At 53.6% G+C, this 19,396-nt stretch carries 18 protein-coding genes; 12 read left to right on the forward strand and 6 right to left on the reverse strand.

All coding sequences use genetic code 11. The features are described 5' to 3' along the window. Positions 1-5 precede the first annotated feature (5 nt). On the forward strand, positions 6-2,270 hold the full coding sequence (locus ACO064_RS08810; protein WP_421827016.1) for an NADP-dependent malic enzyme: 2,265 nt from the start codon (positions 6-8) through the stop codon (positions 2,268-2,270). Positions 2,271-2,276: 6 nt separating this feature from the next. Here ACO064_RS08810 and ribD read toward each other — a convergent pair whose 3' ends face one another. Beyond that, the gene (gene ribD, locus ACO064_RS08815) at positions 2,277-3,377 is read right to left on the reverse strand and encodes a bifunctional diaminohydroxyphosphoribosylaminopyrimidine deaminase/5-amino-6-(5-phosphoribosylamino)uracil reductase RibD (RefSeq protein ID WP_421827017.1); all 1,101 of its coding nucleotides are present in this window, start codon (positions 3,375-3,377) and stop codon (positions 2,277-2,279) included. Between the two features lie 121 nt (positions 3,378-3,498). Between ribD and prmC the strand changes: the two genes are divergently transcribed. Further along, positions 3,499-4,344, forward strand: a complete 846-nt coding sequence (gene prmC / locus ACO064_RS08820; RefSeq protein WP_421827018.1) for a peptide chain release factor N(5)-glutamine methyltransferase — start codon at positions 3,499-3,501, stop codon at positions 4,342-4,344. A gap of 94 nt (positions 4,345-4,438) precedes the next feature. Then, positions 4,439-5,413, forward strand: a complete 975-nt coding sequence (locus ACO064_RS08825; RefSeq protein WP_114408135.1) for an AAA family ATPase — start codon at positions 4,439-4,441, stop codon at positions 5,411-5,413. Positions 5,414-5,535: 122 nt separating this feature from the next. Here the strand turns inward: ACO064_RS08825 and ACO064_RS08830 are convergent, their stop codons facing one another. Next, positions 5,536-7,197: a carboxylesterase/lipase family protein gene (locus ACO064_RS08830; RefSeq protein WP_421827019.1), complete on the reverse strand. Its 1,662-nt coding sequence runs from the start codon at positions 7,195-7,197 to the stop codon at positions 5,536-5,538. 153 nt (positions 7,198-7,350) lie between these two features. On the opposite strand from ACO064_RS08830, the gene ACO064_RS08835 reads away from it, so the two are divergent. The 9 genes from ACO064_RS08835 (at position 7,351) to ACO064_RS08875 (ending at position 17,114) form a co-directional block, all read left to right on the forward strand. Further along, positions 7,351-8,259, forward strand: coding sequence for a LysR family transcriptional regulator (locus tag ACO064_RS08835; RefSeq protein WP_421827020.1), 909 nt, complete (start codon positions 7,351-7,353; stop codon positions 8,257-8,259). A gap of 202 nt (positions 8,260-8,461) precedes the next feature. Then, on the forward strand, positions 8,462-10,456 hold the full coding sequence (locus tag ACO064_RS08840; RefSeq protein WP_421831001.1) for a glycoside hydrolase family 3 N-terminal domain-containing protein: 1,995 nt from the start codon (positions 8,462-8,464) through the stop codon (positions 10,454-10,456). 90 nt (positions 10,457-10,546) lie between these two features. Then, entirely contained in the window at positions 10,547-11,425 is an 879-nt protein-coding gene (locus ACO064_RS08845) for a helix-turn-helix domain-containing protein (protein ID WP_421827021.1), read from the forward strand. 166 nt (positions 11,426-11,591) lie between these two features. Next, positions 11,592-12,053 carry a cupin domain-containing protein gene (locus ACO064_RS08850; protein ID WP_421827022.1) on the forward strand — a complete coding sequence of 154 codons (462 nt, stop codon included), beginning with the start codon at positions 11,592-11,594 and terminating at the stop codon, positions 12,051-12,053. Positions 12,054-12,108: 55 nt separating this feature from the next. Next, complete coding sequence (locus ACO064_RS08855) at positions 12,109-12,540, forward strand: cyclophilin-like fold protein (protein WP_421827023.1); 432 nt, start codon at positions 12,109-12,111, stop codon at positions 12,538-12,540. 84 nt (positions 12,541-12,624) lie between these two features. Continuing rightward, the gene (locus ACO064_RS08860; RefSeq protein WP_421827024.1) at positions 12,625-13,260 is read left to right on the forward strand and encodes a (2Fe-2S)-binding protein; all 636 of its coding nucleotides are present in this window, start codon (positions 12,625-12,627) and stop codon (positions 13,258-13,260) included. After that, positions 13,257-14,276, forward strand: a complete 1,020-nt coding sequence (locus ACO064_RS08865) for an FAD binding domain-containing protein (RefSeq protein WP_421827025.1) — start codon at positions 13,257-13,259, stop codon at positions 14,274-14,276. The genes ACO064_RS08860 and ACO064_RS08865 overlap by 4 nt, the downstream gene beginning before the upstream one ends. Before the next feature lie 2 nt (positions 14,277-14,278). Beyond that, positions 14,279-16,510 carry a xanthine dehydrogenase family protein molybdopterin-binding subunit gene (locus ACO064_RS08870; protein WP_421827026.1) on the forward strand — a complete coding sequence of 744 codons (2,232 nt, stop codon included), beginning with the start codon at positions 14,279-14,281 and terminating at the stop codon, positions 16,508-16,510. Positions 16,511-16,526: 16 nt separating this feature from the next. Further along, positions 16,527-17,114 (forward strand): DapH/DapD/GlmU-related protein, encoded by a 588-nt coding sequence (locus ACO064_RS08875; RefSeq protein WP_421827027.1) that lies wholly within the window; start codon positions 16,527-16,529, stop codon positions 17,112-17,114. 6 nt (positions 17,115-17,120) lie between these two features. Here ACO064_RS08875 and ACO064_RS08880 read toward each other — a convergent pair whose 3' ends face one another. From ACO064_RS08880 to ACO064_RS08895, 4 genes are all read right to left on the reverse strand, one after another. Beyond that, entirely contained in the window at positions 17,121-17,885 is a 765-nt protein-coding gene (locus ACO064_RS08880) for a Nif3-like dinuclear metal center hexameric protein (RefSeq protein WP_421827028.1), read from the reverse strand. Between the two features lie 91 nt (positions 17,886-17,976). Next, a complete protein-coding gene (locus tag ACO064_RS08885; RefSeq protein ID WP_421827029.1) occupies positions 17,977-18,339 on the reverse strand; it encodes a hypothetical protein in 363 nt (120 codons plus the stop codon). A gap of 29 nt (positions 18,340-18,368) precedes the next feature. Then, positions 18,369-18,725 (reverse strand): bleomycin resistance protein, encoded by a 357-nt coding sequence (locus ACO064_RS08890; RefSeq protein ID WP_421827030.1) that lies wholly within the window; start codon positions 18,723-18,725, stop codon positions 18,369-18,371. Between the two features lie 65 nt (positions 18,726-18,790). Beyond that, the gene (locus ACO064_RS08895; RefSeq protein ID WP_421827031.1) at positions 18,791-19,375 is read right to left on the reverse strand and encodes a Crp/Fnr family transcriptional regulator; all 585 of its coding nucleotides are present in this window, start codon (positions 19,373-19,375) and stop codon (positions 18,791-18,793) included. Positions 19,376-19,396: the final 21 nt, after the last annotated feature.

The raw sequence follows: 19,396 nt of genomic DNA on the forward strand, positions 1-19,396 counted from the left end.
ATTCCATGAGTTCGCAAAAATTACGGGAAGATGCGTTGCACTACCACGCCAAAGGACGTCCGGGGAAAATTGAAGTTGTTCCGACCAAAGAAACGCTAAATCAACGGGATCTGTCGCTGGCTTATTCCCCCGGCGTGGCGGAACCGTGTCTGGAAATTGCCAGCTTTCCCGAGAAAATTTACGATTACACGACCAAAGGAAATCTGGTGGCGGTGATCACCAACGGCACGGCGGTGTTGGGTCTGGGCGACATTGGCCCCGGCGCGTCCAAACCGGTGATGGAAGGAAAATGCCTGCTGTTTAAAATCTATGCCGACATCGACGCCTTCGATATTGAACTGAATACCACCAACATCGATGAATTTGTACGAACCGTCAAGATTCTGGAACCCACCTTCGGCGGGGTCAATCTGGAGGACATTGCGGCTCCGGCCTGCTTCGAAATTGAAGAACGGCTCCGGAAAGAACTGACGATTCCGGTCATGCACGACGACCAGCACGGCACCGCCATCACCAGCGCAGCGGCTTTGCTGAACGCCCTGGCTATTTCTGGCAAAGAAATCAGTGAGATCAAGCTGGCCGTCAACGGAGCGGGCGCGGCTGCCATTGCCTGTCTGGATTTATATGTCGCGCTGGGCGTTAAAAAAGAACATATTACAGTTTTTGATAAGGACGGATTGCTGCACCCCGCCCGCACGAATCTGGTTCCGAATCAATACAAGTACGTCCGGGATCAACTCCCCGATGGCTGGACGCTGGCCGACGCCATGCAGGGAGCGGATGTGTTTCTGGGGCTGTCGATCGGGAAAGTGGTCAGTCAGGATATGATTAAATCCATGGCGAAAGATTGCATCGTGTTTGCCATGGCGAATCCCACGCCCGAAATTTCCTACGAAGAAGCGGTTGCCGTCCGGCCCGACATCATCATGGCCACGGGGCGGTCCGACTATCCCAATCAAGTCAATAATGTGCTGGGGTTCCCCTATATTTTTCGGGGTGCGCTGGATGTTCGGGCCACGGCCATCAACGAAGCCATGAAACTGGCGGCTGTTCGGGCGCTGGCCGATCTGGCGAAAAAAACCGTACCGGAAATTGTCAACATGACCTACGGACAACAGAATCTGTCATTTGGAAGGCAATATATTCTACCTAAACCGACAGACCCGCGTTTACTGACCACCGTAGCGCCCGCCGTTGCCAAAGCCGCGATGGAATCCGGGGTTGCGGGCAGATTCATTACCGATTGGGAAGAATACAATTCGCAGTTATCGCACCGCATCGGGCTGGACAATTCGCTGATTCGGGGCCTGATCAACCAGGCGAAACGGTCGCCGAAACGGGTGGTTTTCACCGACGGCGAAAATCTGACTGTACTCCGGGCGGTTCAGGAAGTGCTTGAACAGAAAATCGCCGTGCCAATTCTGCTGGGAAATGCGACGAAAATCAACCGAATCATCCGGGAAAATAAACTGGCGATCGAACGGGTTACCATCCTGGATCCCCGCTCCCGGAAGCAGGAAAAAACCGTACTCGAGTACGCGGAAGTGTTGTATGAAAAACGGAAGCGGAAAGGACTGACCTTTGTCGACGCGAAGGGATTGATGCTGCACCGCAATTATTACGGGGCCGTTATGGTGGAAGTTGGTGCTGCCGATGTATTGATTTCCGGCTTGACGCGCAATTACCCCCAAACGCTGCGACCGGCCTTGCAGGTGATTGGACCACAGGACGGCATCAACAAGATTCTGGGGATGTATATTTTGATGAGCCGCTTCGGCCCGATTTTCCTGGCCGACACCACGGTCAACATCAGCCCGACCGCCGAGGAGTTGGTGGAAATTGCCGAAATTACGGCCAATGAAGTGAAACGTTTGAATGTGGAACCCCGCATCGCGTTTCTGTCTTATTCGACGTTTGGCAGTGCCGGTGGCGAAGACGCTCTGAAAATGCAGAAAGCCGTCAAAATTCTTCACGCCAAACGCCCGGATTTGATCGTCGACGGTGAAATGCAGGCTCATTTGCCTTTCAATCTGAACTTGTTGAAGGAAACCTATCCATTCTCGCCCCTGGCAAAATCGGGCGCCAACACGCTGATTTTCCCCAATCTGTCATCGTCAAATATCGCGTATAACCTGTTGAAAGAAATTGCGCAGATTGAAAAAATCGGCCCGGTGCTGATGGGGCTGAAAAAACCGATCCACGTTTTGCAACTCGGCAGTACGGTGCGGGAAATTTTCAACATGGTTGCGGTCGCGGTGGTCGATCGGTAATTCGGTTCAGGAAGGCCGGTACGTCATCAGCGAGTCGTCACCGATCCGCCCGGTAGCGACCAGCCTTCCCCGAACCACGGGAACCGCCAGCCCTTCGCCCATGACTTTCAGACTTTTAAAAACCCGCACCTCATCCCAAAGCCCCAGATTCAGAAAGCTTTCCAGCAAAGCCGCCCCGCCTTCCACAATCACCGACTGAATTTTCTGCCGGTATAAATCGGCAACGAGTTGGGGAAGAAAAGGAGTTTCGGGGTTTAGCTGGATGTATTTTGTTAAAGCCCCTAAATCCCCTAAAGGGGACTTGGACGCACCTGCATCCGGATGCTTAAAGTCCCCTTTAGGGGATTTAGGGGCATCCGCCGGAAACTCAGAAGCATTTTTTTTCGCAACAACCGTATACACCAGCGTCGGTTGCGAACCGTCGAAAAGGTGCAGGGAAGTGGGTAATTGCAATTGTTTGTCGATCACGATGCGAACGGGATTTCGACCGCTCCAAAGCCGGACGTTCAACTGCGGATTGTCGTGCCGGGCGGTGTTGGTGCCCACCATGATCGCATCTTCCTCGGTTCGCCATTTGTGAACCAACTGCCGCGACAGCGGGCTACTGATCGGAATGGGGCGAAAATCGGCGGGAGCCATAAAACCGTCGGCGGTTTCGGCCCATTTCAGAATCAGGTACGGTCGTTGTTGCTCGATAAAGGTAAAAAACCGCCGGTTTAACTCGCGGCCCTGTTCGGCCAGCAAACCGGTTTCTACTTCAATACCGGCCGCTTGTAGTTTGGCTAAACCTTTCCCGGCCACCAGCGGATTCGGGTCGTCGTTGCAAACGATCACCTTTTTTACACCTTTGGCAATCAGCAAATCGGCGCAGGGGGGCGTTTTTCCAAAATGCGAACACGGTTCCAGGGTGACGTAAACCGTCGATTCGGGCAACAGCGATTCATCGCTCACCGAGCGCACGGCGTTCACTTCGGCGTGTGGGCCGCCATACTGCCGGTGCCAGCCTTCGCCAATGATGCGCTGATTGTGGACAATTACGCAGCCCACCATCGGGTTTGGGCTGACGCGCCCCCGGCCCAGTTTGGCCAGTTCCAGGGCGCGGGACATGAATAAGGAGTCGTCGATCAACGGTTTTCAGGATCAGTTGTAAACTCTAACGTAAAGAAATCAGTAAAATCCGTGAAATCTGTTTCGCGAAGGTTTAGATTTACGCAAATTTTACGTCCGCATGATTACAGCCAAGTCGTTATTTGATTCGCTGGTGGGGCAACTGGTCGGTTACCGCCCGGAAGAAGCCCGCGCCATCGTGTTTTTGTTGCTGGAACATTTCCTGTTGCTTCGCCGAACCGACGTAGTGGCTGGTAAACCCATTCCCACGAACCCTCCTCAACCCGACTGGGCCGAACTCATCCGGCGGCTCAACAGCCACGAACCCGTTCAGCACCTCATTGGCACAACGGAGTTTTGCGGTCTGGAGTTTCAGGTGTCGCCGGCGGTGCTGATTCCCCGTCCCGAAACCGAAGAACTGATCCGGCTCATCGTCCGGGACTATGCCGAAACCACCGGGCAACTGAACCTGATCGACATTGGAACCGGCAGCGGCTGCATTGCCGTCACCCTGGCGCGGTTTCTGCCACAAGCATCGGTAGTGGCCTGGGATTTGTCGCCGGAAGCCTTGGAAGTGGCGCAGTTAAACGCCCGAACGCTTTTGGCAGACGTGGAATTTGAACAACGTGACATTCTTAAGGTTGGTGAAGAAAACCGCCGGTTTGAGTGCGTGGTCAGCAATCCGCCGTACGTAACCTTGTCGGAAGCGGAACAGATGGAAACGAATGTTTTACGATATGAGCCTCATCTGGCGTTATTTGTAGAAGACCAGGATCCGTTGCTGTTCTACAAAGCCGTTGCCGATTTCGGGCAGCAACACCTGAATACGGAGGGCGCCTGCTACGTCGAAATCAACGAGCGGTTTGGTCCACAAACCCAGCAGGTTTTTGAAGAACGCGGCTATCGGAATGTGCAGATTTTCAAGGATATTCATGGCAAAGAGCGATTTGTTAAGGCGGTTAAATAATATCGAATACTGAATATTAAATAACGAATAGCGAAGTAATTCTGCTGGCGTTCTTTATTCAATATTCAGTGTTCGATATTCGATATTCATTTACATGACATCAGCAGACATCACCTATCATACCAAAATCCGTCAGGTATTCGACGAAATGAGCAAGGTCGTTGTGGGGCAGCAGGCCCTGCTCAACCGGCTGCTGATCGGCCTGTTTACGGGCGGACACATTTTACTGGAAGGCGTTCCCGGTTTGGCCAAAACGCTGACGATCAACACGCTGGCCAAGGCTTTGCAGCTCGATTTCCAGCGAATCCAGTTTACGCCCGATCTGCTCCCGGCCGATTTGGTCGGTACGATGATTTTTAACCAGAAATCCGGCGAGTTCGAAGTGAAGCAGGGACCGGTTTTTGCGAACCTGATTCTGGCCGATGAAGTCAACCGCTCGCCCGCCAAAGTGCAATCCGCCCTGCTCGAAGCCATGCAGGAAAAACAGGTGACGATTGGTGAAGAAACGTTTATTCTCGATAAGCCTTTTCTGGTATTGGCGACGCAAAACCCGGTGGAACAGGAAGGAACCTATCCCCTGCCCGAAGCCCAGATTGACCGGTTTATGATGAAGGTTTTTGTGGGCTATCTGTCGAAAGACGAAGAACTGGAGGTCATGCGCCGGATGTCGAACCTGAATTTCGATTACGAAGTGCAGCCGGTGCTGGACAAGGAAGACATTTTCGCGATCAAGAACGAAATCAATAAAATTACCATTTCAGAAACCCTCGAACGCTACATCATCGAGCTGGTTTTTGCCACCCGCCGACCGCTCGACTACAACCTCCGCGACGAAGCCCGGTACATTCAGTACGGCGTTTCGCCCCGCGCCAGCATCAACCTCAACCGGGCCGCCAAAGCCCTCGCCTACTTCGACCAGCGCGATTACGTGTTGCCCGAAGACATCAAGGAAGTCGCGCCTGACGTGTTCAACCACCGGATTCTGCTCAATTACGAAGCCGAAGCGGATGGCGTGACGACCCTACAGATCATCGACTCGATTCTGCGGAAAGTGGCCATTGGGCGGTAGAATAGCCCGAAAACCCGGGCCAGTTGCTTCTTTGCGGTTACAATACCGCGCAACCCGGTTTTGAATAAATTATAAATAGAGATGGTAGTGACGGGTTGAGTTGAGCGAAATTCTGCCTTTCCCTACAGCTTTCCAACGGATCGCCAGAGGGCCAGTTCTTCACTAAACCGGTTGTTGATGACCTCGCATTGGGCATCGATCCGCATGGTTGGGCGGGTTTTCAGGTTATAGGCTGGCCAGGCCGGAACCTCTTTTGCCGCCGGTTTGCCGGTTCGGGCAAAGGTCGTCCACAATTCGGCGAAGTGCCGGGAAGCCGTAAACCGTTCGGGTCGGTTGCCGCCAAAGAAGCTTTCCTTCGGCTCGGAACCGTCGCGGGGCGGAAGTTCATTGTTGAATTTGAACGAAATATCCATCGCGTGGGGCGTTCCCATCGCATAGTCCGTACCCGGTATTTTCTTCTCCGACTTATAGCCGAAATTATACAGATACACCGGTGCTCCGCCCTGCTTCACTTTTTTCTCGGCAATATCGACCGACCCCAGGCCCATCATGGTAATGGACGAAACCGCCACGTAAAGATCCGAAGCGGAGGCATTGGGGTTGGCTTTGCGGTAGGTATCGACAATTTTTCCGGCATCGTCACCATACTGCGGTTCGAGTTTTTTCGGCAGGCTGTCGAAATCCAGTTTGGCAAACTCGGTGTCTTTGCGCTCCCAGGCAAAGAACGTGTATTCATCCTCATTCCAACCCACCAGCAGCGGTTTGTTGCGCGAAATGGCCGGGGCAGTTGGATCAAACGGGTGATGAGGCAACACCACGCCATCGACCACGGGGCCAAAACCGCCGTAATTGCGACGCATCATGCCCTGGTTGCGGTTTTTCTCCTGAAAGGGTGGCACAAAGGGCAACTTACCTTGCATCGCGAGTAAATCAGCCGCTGGCACATCCAGGAGTTTCCGCCAGTCTTTGGGCGCAATGTTGAGTTCTTTCAGCAGCATCGCCGTCGTTTCGGCCGCTACGTCTTTGGGCGTCATCCGAACCCCCGGACCACTTTCGATGGAAGCCTTGTTGAAATACGGAGCCGCTTCGGGCATCGCATAGAGGCAGGAGGTTTTGGCTCCCCCGCCCGATTCGCCCCAGATCATGACGTTGTCGGGATCGCCCCCAAACCGGGCAATGTTGTCGTGCACCCATTTCAGGCCCGCCGTTATGTCGAGCATGCCCATGTTCCCCGACCCGGCATAATCCGACCCGCCCAGTTCGTCCAGATACAGAAAACCCAGCAGCCCCAGCCGGTGGTTGGTTTCGACGACGACTACATCAAAATTCCGGGCCAGATTGGAGCCATCCTGACTGGCCGACGCTCCCGAGCCAATCACAAAACCGCCCCCGTGGCTGTAGAACATCACCGGACGCTTGCGATTGTCGTTGGCCGGGGTCCAGACGTTCAGAAAGAGACAGTCTTCCGAAGGAGCAGGCTCGTTGCGACGGGGTGACTGAATGGCCGGTGGGCCCACCTGCAACGCATCCCGAACCCCGGTCCAGGGATCGAGTGGCGCAGCCCGGCGAAACCGGCGATCACCGGAGGTACGTCCGGCATACGGAATGCCTTTAAACACATTGACTCCTTCTTTCCGAATCCCACGGACGCGGCCATAGGCGGTTTCCGTTTCAATGAATTCATCCGATCGGTTTCCGGAGGAAAAAGCAGCGTGAGAAACAGAAACCGCTGCGGTGGCCAGCGCTAGTTGAGCTAAAAAATCCCGTCTGCCGATTGGGTTCATTTTTCTGTAAGAATGGTCTTCCCTAAAGCCTGCGCTAAACTTTCATACAAAAAGACAGAAAAATCACGGCAATGTCTAATCATACTTTCTTACCTTTTAATAAGTTTTTCTTATCACAACTGATTACAAATCCAGGGTCGATTCGCAGACGATATGGAATTACGCCAGTTAAAATATTTTGTGGGGGTGGCGGATGCGTTGCATTTTGGCCGGGCGGCTAAAACCCTTTTTGTATCGCAACCGGCGCTGAGTCAGCAGATTAAATTATTGGAAGGCGAGTTGGGGGTCGAGTTATTTGTGACCAGCCAGCGAAACCGCCACCATAAAGTGGCGTTGACCGAAGCCGGAAGTTACTTTCTGGCCGAAGCCAAACGGATATTACAGCTCAGTGAAAACGCCGTCCGAAATGTGCGACAGGTCGGAGCCAATCAACTGGCCGTTACCCTGGGCGTCTTCAAGTTGATCCTTCCGGAGCGGATCATGGGGATGCTCGAGCTTTTTACGACCCATTTCCCAACCATCGATGTTCGGCTTGTGGAGCAACCCAACCCGGTTCTGGTACAGGATTCGGTGGCGAACGACCGGATTGATCTGGGCATGACGGTGCTTCCCCTGGAGCGGAAAGGTTTGATTGCCACGCCCTATGCCGAAGCCGATTACGCGGTTTTGCTGGATAAAAACCATGCACTGGCGACCCAAACGGCCGTCAGACTTTCGCAGTTACAAACCGAACGGTGGATCGACCACGGCCCGGATGCGGGGCTCTATTTTGGCCAGCTCGAGGAGGCCTGTCGGCAGGCGGGATTTGTCCGACAAAACAACATCGTGCAATACGTCCCCTCGTTCGACCTCCTGAAAAGCATGGTTCGACTGGGAAGGGGAATTGCCTTTATTCCGATTTCGCTCGATTTACGCCAGGAACCCGATTTGTTGGCGATGCCCATCATTAATGCCGACGGCAGCGCGTTCAAACAGGTCGTCATTCAGCACGTCCTGATTCACAAAGCAGAACACGCCAAACCGCTGGTTCAGGCACTGAGCGGTTTATTGAACCGGCGTTGATTCGAGCAGGAACAGCCCACGACCGTTAGTATTGGCTTTACGACCAGGCTGCCGCATCCGCCCGGTAGTAAAGCAAACGATGGATTCAGTATAATCGGCTCTGCGTCAGCTTTCTGAACCAACTTAACTTTTTACGATGATGACTCATTTGGCAAAATACCGGTTGAGAACGAGTGGTTTTCTAACCGGAGCGTTGTTGATCATGGCCACGGTCGCAGCTCAAAAACCGCAGCAACCGGCCCTTGCCTCCCGCTCGGTCAAGATTTTGACGCAAAAGGGGTTGACCTTTAAAGATCTTAATAAAAACGGTAAACTCGATCGCTACGAAGACTGGCGACTGCCCGTTGAAACGCGGGTGAAAGACCTGGTCGATCAGATGACCCTGGAGGAAAAAGTGGGCTTCATGCTCATCAGCACGACCCGGATGAGTGGCGATAATGCCTTTCAGCAGAATGCTCCTCAAGCCGGACGGAGACCGGCTGAAATTACCAGTGATTTCAACGAAGAGGATTTGGTTCAGCCCAATAATATTTTCACCCGAAAACCACTTTCGGTGCCGATCATGTCTGCGGCTGGTACCACCAAAGCCGTGACCCGGTTTCACTTGCGCCACTTTATTTTACGAGCCAATCCACCCGCTCAGACCATTGCCGAATGGGCCAACAAGCTCCAGGAACTTTGCGAATCGTCCCGTCTGGGGATACCCGCCATCGTTGCTTCCAATCCCCGAAACCACATCACCATCGATGCCGCCGTTGGGTTAAGTGTGGGAACGACGGCGTTTTCCAAATGGCCCGGTGAATTGGGGCTGGCCGCCATGCACGATTTGAAACTCACCCGTGAATTTGCCGACATTGCCCGCCAGGAGTGGACGGCCGTTGGGTTGCGCAAGGGCTATATGTACATGGCCGACCTGGCGACCGAACCCCGCTGGCAACGGATCGAAGGTACGTTCGGGGAAGATGCCGATCTGGCTTCCGGTATGATTCGCGAAATCGTACTGGGCTTCCAGGGCACGCAACTTGGCCCCGGTTCGGTGGCTATGACGACCAAGCATTTTCCCGGCGGTGGCCCTCAGGAGAACGGCTTGGATTCCCACTTCGACTGGGGAAAATTTGCGCATTATCCCGGCGGCATGTTCGAGTATCACCTGAAGCCCTTCAAGGCGGCCATTCAGGCCGGGACCTCCGCCATCATGCCCTACTACTCCAGTCCGAAAGGAAAAGAATTTGAAGAGGTCGGTTTTTCCTACAACAAAGCGATTATTCAGGATTTGCTCCGGAAGAAATTAGGCTTCAAAGGCATTATCAACTCCGATACGGGACCGATTGAAATGATGCCCTGGGGCGTCGAAAACCTGACACTTCCTCAACGCTATCAGAAAGCGCTGGCTGCTGGCGTGGATCTTTTTTCCGGAACCGCTGATCCGACGGTTTTACTGGAAACGGTTCAGCAGGGCCTGGTCACGGAAGCGCGCATCAATGAGTCGGTCGGGCGTTTGTTGAACGAAAAATTTCAATTAGGGCTGTTTGAAAACCCGTATGTGGATGCGCAGAAAGCGCAACAACTGGTTGGGAATGCCGGGTTTCAGCAAAAGGCCGATTTAGCCCAGCGGAAGTCCATTGTGTTGTTGCGTAATTCGGCGAAGCTGCTGCCCGTACGGCCCAAAACGAAAGTGTATTTCGAAACCTATTACGATAACGGTCGGGGAGGCAATCCGATTACCGTCAACAAACCAACCGGGTTTGCGAACGCCCTGGAGTTTGTGTCGAGCAAAGAAGAAGCGGATGTGGTGTTGGTATGGCTGATTCCCAGTGCGGGCGGTTTATTTGCTTCCGCGGGAAAGCCCATCGACCTGAGCTTGTCGAAGAATAAAATTGATGTGGGGCATGTCAATGACCTGCTTAAAAGCAAGCCGACCATTGTCGCCATCAATTTTTCGAGCCCCTGGGTGCTGGATGAGCTTGAAAGTGGTCAGGCAAAAACCGTCCTCGCCACTTTTGGTACCACTTCGAATGCTTTACTCGATATCGTTAGCGGTTCCTATAAGCCGACGGGCAAACTGCCGTTTACGATTCCGGTATCCCAACAGGCCGTGGTGGAAAACAAGTCGGATGTACCGGGCGGGCGGGAGCCTGATGGTTACGCGCTGTTCAAGTTTGGCGATGGTCTGAGTTACGATTCAGTTGATCGATAAACCTGCGAAATCCTGGTGGCAAACCAGAGCATGCCTAAAAGAGCGACGCCCGTCCAACCAAAAGTTAATTTGAATTTATTAACTTTGATTATGTCAAATCAACGGACACATTCGGTTTCTGAGTTCAATACGGACCTCAAGCTAAAAGGCTTCAATGTCTTCCCGATCGAAAGTGACGGCAACGCCACCCGCATTTACAGCCGGAAAGATTTCTACAAAATTTGCCTGACCACCGGCAAAAGCATCATTCATTATGCAGACCGGAGTTTTGAAGCGAACGATACGGTTTTGTTTTTTGGCAACCCGCACATTCCGTATTCCTGGGAAACGATTTCGACCACGTATGTGGGGTATACCTGTCTTTTTTCGGAGGATTTCCTGAAGTTATCGGACCGGTCGGAGAGTCTGCAAAACTCTCCGTTCTTCAAGCTCAGCGGCACGCCCATCTTAACGATCAGCCCGGAGCAACGGGAGTTTCTGAACACCATCTTCCAGAAAATGATCGAGGAGCAACAGACGACGTATTCCTACAAGGACGATCTGATCCGCAACTACATCCACCTGATCATTCATGAAGCCCTGAAACTGGAACCCTCCCAAAACTTTGACCACCATACGACTGCGGCTTCCCGCATTACCTCCGTTTTTCTCGAACTGCTGGAGCGGCAATTTCCGATTGAAACCACCGACCGCCCGTTGCAACTGACCACCGCGCAGGATTACGCCAGGAGTCTCAATGTCCATGTCAATTATCTAAACCGGGCCGTCAACGAGATAACCGGCAAATCGACGACGGCCCACATTGCGGAACGCGTCATCAGCGAAGCCAGGGCCCTGCTGCTGCACACGGATTGGAACATTTCGGATGTTGCGTATGCCCTGGGCTTTGAGTATCCTTCCTATTTCAACAACTTCTTCAAAAAATTCACCGGCACCAACCCCCGCAACTTTCGCAAGGCTGAGGTTTGAAATGTATAAGTATCGGTTTGAATACTTTTACCTGGTCTCCCTTTTCAGCCTGTAACTTTGCTTCTCCATTTCTTGCAGAAGCAAAATGAAGACATCAAAGACATTCATTCCGCCTAGGAGCGAATCGACAGGGCGACGCTGTAGCGCAGGACGCCTAACCGCAAGCGTGTTTACTGTACTATTCCTGATGGGTTGTCAGGATCAGGCTTCAAAAAAAGAGAATGAGCAGCAAGCCATTTTTCCAAAAGGCGAATTAGGTCCTGCTCAAAACTTCACCGGTAAGGCCTGGGCTTTGGGTCTGGTCAAAAATGACTCCACGTATCAAACCGTTGTGGGCAATGTTTATTTCGAACCGGGAGCCAGAAGTAACTGGCACATCCACCCGGCTGGTCAAATCCTGATCATAACGGCCGGTGTGGGTTACCATCAGTTAAAAGGTCAACCCCGTCAAACGATGAGAAAAGGGGATGTCGTTCAATGCCCGCCTAATGTCATGCATTGGCATGGAGCCACGCCCGATAGTGGTTTACACCAAATGTACATCCTACCCAATACGGAGAAAGGCATCGTGAAGTGGCTGCATCCGGTGTCAGACGAAGAATATAATGCCTCCAATCCGGGTGAATAAAATGAAAAGATCACCGATCAGTTTACTTCCACTCCTTGTTCTTTTAATCGGTAGCATGGCTTGCCATACGGATGGCGAAATCGTTTCCCCTGCTACCGATGTCGAAAACAATGGCAACAACAGACCTGATACGACCAGCAACCGACTGAGGATCAGGATTGGGTCCACTACATTCCTGGCAACCCTGCTCAATAATCCAACGGCAAAGGCATTTAAAGCCCGGTTGCCACTGACCGTCGAGATGAGCGAATTAAACGGTAATGAAAAGCTATACCGGTTTTCATCGAACCTGCCAACCAACTCCGCAAATCCCGGCACGATCCATACGGGCGATTTGATGCTGTACGGTTCCACTACGCTGGTGCTGTTCTATAAATCGTTTTCGACGATCTACAGCTATACGAAGCTGGGGCAAATCGATAATCCGTCGGGCCTGGCTGCGGCCGTTGGTTCCGGAAACATAACCGTTACGTACGAGTTAGAGTAGAACCGTTAACGATGCCAGCCGGGTTCGAAAATCCCGTTCCGGTTGCCGTAATGATCCTTCAACAACCTCACTAAATCTTGCTGTATGGCCCGGAACGAACACCCCGGTGATGAGTTGGAAACGCCTGACGCATCCCGCCGACATTTTTTAAAGAAATCCTCGGCACTGGCTGCGCTGGCACTGGCTCCACCCGCTGCCGTGAAAGCCGTCGATACCGGATGGGATCAAAAATTTGCCGCTGCCTTCGAACAGTTGCCGCTCCAGGTTACCATCAATGGAACGGTGCAAAGCGTGTCGATCGAACCCCGCGTTACGCTGCTTGATCTGCTGCGCGAACAACTCCACCTGACCGGCACCAAGAAGGGCTGCGACCACGGCCAATGCGGAGCCTGTACGGTTCATGTGGATGGGCAGCGGGTCAATGCCTGCCTGACGCTGGCCATGACCGCCGAAGGCAGCAACGTAACGACCATCGAGGGACTGGCAACGAATGATCAGTTACACCCGATGCAGGAAGCGTTCATCAAGCACGACGGTTTTCAGTGCGGTTATTGCACCCCCGGCCAGATCATGTCGGCGGTGGCCTGCATTCGGGAAGGCCACGCTGATTCACCGGAGGAGGTTCGCGAGTACATGAGCGGCAACCTCTGCCGCTGCGGAGCCTACGCCAACATTGTGGAGGCAATCATGGAGGTTAAACAGGGAGGAAAAAAGGTATGAATCCGTTTCAGTTTACGCGGGCAACAACCCCCAAAGCCGCCATTTCGGCAATTACGAAAGAGAGCGGCACTTACTTTCTGGCCGGTGGCACCAACCTCATCGACCTGATGAAACGGGAGGTCATCATTCCCGAACGGCTGGTCGACATCAACAAACTGCCGCTGGCAACGATTGAAAAAACCGCATCGGGTTTACGCATCGGTGCCATGGCGAAGAACTCCGCCGTGGCCGACCATGAGCTGGTCAAAAAGCATTTTCCACTTCTGTCGATGGCGCTCAACGCGGGCGCATCGGCGCAGCTTCGGAACATGGCGACGGTGGGTGGTAACATGATGCAGCGAACCCGTTGCTCGTATTTCTACGATCATTCGATGCCCTGCAACAAGCGCGGCCCCGTGCAGGCTGGTCCTGACAAAGGAAAGCCCAACGGCCCAGCGGGATGCGGGGCCATCGGCGGTTTTAACCGGATGCACGCCATTTTCGGAGCTTCCAGCAAGTGTATTGCCGTTCATCCCAGCGATATGTGCATTGCGCTGGCAGCCCTGGATGCCACCGTGAACGTGTCGGGGCCGAAAGGTGACCGCCGGATTCCGTTCAGCGAGCTTCACCGCCTGCCCGGCGAAATGCCGCAGAAAGACAATACGTTGCTGCCCGGCGAATTGATTATTTCGGTCGATCTGCCGACCAACCGTTTTGCCGATTATTCCCATTATCTGAAAATCCGCGACCGGGCCTCGTATGCTTTCGCGCTGGTGTCGGTGGGCGTTGGTCTGGACATGAAAGACAAAACTATTCAGGACGTTCGGCTGGCGATGGGTGGCGTGGCGCATAAACCGTGGCGGCTCTTCGAAGCCGAACAGTTTTTGAAAGGCAAAGAAGCCACCGAAGCCAACTTCAAACAGGCGGCCACGCTGTCCATGAAAAATGCCAAAGGCTACGGCGAGAATGATTTCAAGCTGACGCTGGCTCCCAACTCAATTATCGACGCCCTGAAAACCGCCACAAAAACCGCCTGATCATGACGAAAGACACGAAAAACCCACCCATTGACCGGGTCGATGGACGGATGAAGGTGACCGGTGGGGCCAGGTATTTCGCTGATTTTGAATTGCCCGACATGGCCTACTGCGTTCTCGTCGGCAGTGAAATTGCCCGGGGCACCATCAGCAGCCTGGATACGAAAAAAGCGCAGGGCGCACCCGGTGTACTGGACGTGTTTACCCACCAGAACATGCCGCCCATTCCGGGCTGGGACGCCCCCGTGGAAGGACAGGCAGATGGCCCACCGCCCAAACCCAAAACGGAAGAAACGTACCGCATCCTGAGCAGCCCGAAAATTCTCTTCGACGGACAACCCATCGCGCTCGTGGTGGCCGATACCTACGAGCGGGCGACCTATGCGGCTTCGCTGGTCAAAGCGACCTATGCCAAACAGGTGGCTCGTACTGATCTTTCGAAACACGTCGCCGAGGGCGTTGCGCCCGGCAGGTCGGGCGATTATTCACGCGGAAAAGCCGACGCCCATCAGACGGCTCCGGTTACGCTGGAGGCCAACTATACCATTCCCATTGAGGTCCACAATCCGATGGAGTTGCACGGTATTCTGGCGCACTGGACGGGGCCGGACAAGTTGATGATTTACGCCAAAACGCAGGGTGTAAACGCTACGCAAAATGCTATGGCGCAGGCGTTTAAACTAGACCCGAAGAACATCCACGTCCATACTGAGTTCATGGGGGGCGGTTTTGGCATGGGCCTGCGAACCTGGCCGCAGGAAACCGCTGTCGTCGCCATTGCCCGCAAAATCGGTCGTCCGCTGAAGCTGGTGATGAACCGCAGTCAGATGTTTACGCTGGTGGGCCACCGGCCTTACACCGCGCAGACGATCCGGATGGGAGCCGACCAAACCGGTAAGCTGGTGAGTATTTCCCATGCGGCTACGGCGGAAACCGCCCGTTACGAGGACTTTACGGAAGCAACGGTCAACATGACCAAGTTCATGTACGCTTGCCCCAACGTCAGCACCCGCTACCGGATTGTGCGGCTCGACCGAAGCGTACCGATCTGGATGCGCGGGCCGGGCGAAGCCACGGGTGCTTTTGCGCTGGAATCGGCGATGGACGAAATGGCCCATAAACTGAACCTCGATCCCATCGAATTTCGCCTGCGCAATTACACCGAAACCGACCCGGAACACAACCGGCCTTATTCGAGCAAACACCTGAAAGAGGCTTACCAGAAAGGCGCGGAGGCCATCGGCTGGAATAACCGCAAACCGCAGCCGGGTAGTTTGCGCGAGGGCAACTGGCTCATCGGCTACGGCATGAGCACGGGCGTGTTCAACGCCTTCCGGTGGGAGGCTTCGGCCCGCGCTTTGCTAAAGACCGACGGCTCGCTGACGCTGCAAAGTGCGGTGACCGACATCGGGCCGGGAACAGGAACCGCCCTGACGATGATTGCCCACAACGTGCTGGGTGTACCGGTTGACAAGATCAAGGTTGAATACGGCGACACCTCTCTGCCGAAAGCACCCAGCCAGGGCGGTTCGGCCATTGTTTCGGCGGTGGGATCGGCGGTTTTCGATGCCTGCACCGCCATCAAACAGACGCTGATCGAACTGGCCGTGAAAGAAGGTGGTCCACTGGCGGGGCGGCAGGCCGACGACCTGGCGATGGCCGATGGCATTCTTTCGGTCGAAAAAGAACCGGGCAAAAACGTGACCGTGAGTGAGTTGATGCAGGCCAATAACCTCACGGTGATCGACAGAACGAAGGAATCGAAAGCGGGGCCGGACCACCAGAAGTATTCGATGTATTCGTTTTCGGTGCATTTTGTGCAGGTGCGGGTCAATCCGCTGACTGGGGTGGTGCGGGTCGCCAAAGCCGTCAGTGTGGCGGATTCTGGCCGGATTGTCAGTCCCAAAACAGCCGCTAGTCAAATGATTGGCGGTGTTGCGGGCGGTATTGGCATGGCTCTGACCGAAGAAGCCGTCATCGACCACCGGTTTGGCCGGTTTGTCAACAACAACTTTGCTGACTATCACGTCGCGGTTCACGCCGATGTTCCGGCCATTGAAACGATCATGATCGACAAGCCCGACCCGATCATCAACCCGATGGGGGCCAAAGGCATGGGCGAAATTGCCCTGATCGGTTTTGCCGGGGCCGTTGCCAATGCAGTTTTCAACGCCACCGGTCAGCGGGTTCGTGACCTACCGATTACACCCGATAAACTGCTCCGGACTGTTTAAATGATGAGCGAAGAAGATGAGTAACGAACAACCCCATGCGGGCATCTTTCAGCGGTTGCAGGCCGGTGAATTGCTTCGAAAGGATGATCCGGAGTATGGCAAATTTGCCGAAGTGGTTTCTCGCACGATCCGGTTATGCGTCGAAATGAACGCAACGGCAACCAATGTCGATGAGGTGCGCAAACGCTTGAGTGCAATCATTGGTAAAGAGATTGATGCGTCGACGACGGTTTTTCCGCCGTTTTATACCAACTTCGGCCGGTTTATTACGCTGGGGAAAAACGTCTTTATCAACCATGCCTGTTCTTTTCTGGACATTGGCGGCATCAAGATTGAAGATGAGGTGCAGATTGGCCCCCGGGTCAATATGACCTCCGAGAACCACCCCTTAGATCCCGCTGATCGTCAAACGCTGATTCCCAAACCGGTGGTGATCAAACGCAACGCCTGGATCGGGGCAGGAGCCACCATTTTGCCGGGGGTTACGGTCGGCGAAAACGCGGTTGTGGCCGCCGGTGCAGTCGTGAGTCGGGATGTACCACCCAATACGGTCGTTGCCGGTGTTCCCGCGAAGGTGATAAAGACGATTTCAACGGTTTTTTGAGGAAATTCATCGGTCAGAAGAAGGGAGACTTCCCAAATCAGGCATTACCACAACCAAATCTATTTCCGCCAAAATTTGAGCTAGCTTCCGAAGCCCCCATTCCTCACTCCTTCGATGGCCGATGGCAATGACGCCCATGCCCGCTTCCTCGACGGCTTGTTGGGCGGATTTCCGGTACTGCCCCGTCAGGTACAAACTCACTCCCCGCTCCGAAGCTTCCTGGATTAAGGCCGGATTCATGGCCCCAACGACCGCAATTTGGCCTGGCACGGTTTGCCGTCCCGCAATGGCGTCTTCGTATCCGCCAAACTCGTGGGCAATCCGCTGGCACCAGCCCCGGAAATCCAGTTGCGGTTCTGAGCCTATTATCCCAATCGGCCGCTCCGGGTAGCCCGGCATCGCTTTGTAGCCGATCACCTCCAGGAGCGGTTTTGGCGTTCCGGAAAACCCCAGGGCTTCCGCCAGCCAACGGTTATATCCAATCGTAAGGTGTTCATCGAACGGGAGATGGTGATACAGAACCGTTGCGTTCGCGGGCAGGGAAGCCCGGTCGAGCAGCCAGGGGCGGTGCAGCCAGAGCGTATCGATGCGGTGGGTAACCAGCCATTCCGGAAGGGACGGCCAGGGTTCGAGGGCCAGCCCCACCCGTTGAACCGGGTGGTCTGACGGATCAGAACCGGAACCGTAGAATAAACCGCCTTGCTCCCCGGGTGGATAAAGGGACGTATTAAAAATCTCCGCCAGAAGCGGTAGGAATTCCGATAAGATCATAGATCTCAAAGTTACGTGTTCATGGTGTCAGAAGCCCGGCATTCGACACCCGCTAAAACCGGTCGTATTGAGAATCCCTGATGGCCACTTCCTACCATTGTTGAATAACGATACCGAGTTGCGTATCGGTTAAAGCAAACTCTTTTGCTCCCCAGGGTCGTAGGGTTATTTTATTGAGATTGGGATGCAGGAACTCAGGATGGGTAGATGCGATCTGCTGGTAAACCGCTTCGATATCATCGGTTACCAGTCTGAATTCAGGGTTATGTTCCTGAGCGAGCTCCGCATTTTGAAAAAGGTTGATTCGCAAACCGTCTTTTTCAATGACGCAAAAGGGTTGCCTAGCGCCCAGTTCATCATGCTCAATTGTGAATTCAAGACAATTGACAAATAATTTCAGGGCATCGTTGATGTCGGTGTAAAATACATTCGGCACCAGTCTGGTAAATTTCATGACAGTAGTTTGTTGGGTTTACGTTCAATTCAGACACGCTGCCCGAACGTGAGGAGGTTGTTGTCGGGGTCTAAAACCGAAAATTCCTTTTGTCCCCAGGGTTTTTCCTGTAAAGGCCCCGCCGGATGGATGCTCACATTATGATCCAGGAAAGACTGGTATAATTGGTCAATCGCATCCGTTCGGATATAAACCTGACCGTAGTTTTCGGCCGGATCGAGATCGCTGAACCCAAAAAAATGAATCTCGATCGCGTCTTTTTGCACCATCAGATAGTCCGCAAAATCGGTCTGCCCGACTTCCTGAAAACTCAGTTGGTTCAGGTAAAAGTCTCGGGTGATGCGCTTGTTTCGCATCGGCAATTTGGGATGTATGGCCGTCAGCATAAGGTTGGGATGGTATCGATGCGGCAAACATAAGAAACCGGGTTTGATTTGTCACTTGATTCAAATCAAGAAATGCCCCGCGCCAGACGTTCTCTGACCCGACTCAGCGTTTCGGGCGTTATTTTCAAATAAGCCGCGATCATTTTCAGCGGAAACAGATGCAGTAATTTAGACTGATGATCAAGTATATACTGGTATTTTTGAGCGGGTGTCAGATTTTGGTCGAAGAAGCGAATCCGATCTGTGGCCTGATTGAGCAGGCTGCCCAGTTGCAGAAATACGGGCGATATTGCGATCAGTTCGTGAATCACCTGAATCGTCAATTCGAGCACGATGCCGTCTGAATACGCCTGAATGGTGTAGGCCGAGGGCGTCTGGGTGACAAAACTTTGGTGATTGAAAAACCACTGCCCGGGGAGGTGTAAATCAATGATGACCGGCTCCTGCTCGTCGTTGTACCTGACCTGGTAGAAAGCGCCTTCGAGGCTGCAATAAACCGTCTGGCAAACGGCTCCTGCGGCCAGCAGAACGGCATCCTTTTCGACGGACCGGTGATGGACGCGGTGGGCAAACAGCCTAATCTGCTCCTCACTGAACGTGCCGATTGGGGTGAGCATTTGTGCGACGGTGGCAATCCATGCTTCAGTCATTGGCTTATTTCATAACGACGA

Source organism: Larkinella sp. (assembly GCF_965227735.1).
Lineage (GTDB): Bacteria > Bacteroidota > Bacteroidia > Cytophagales > Spirosomataceae > Larkinella.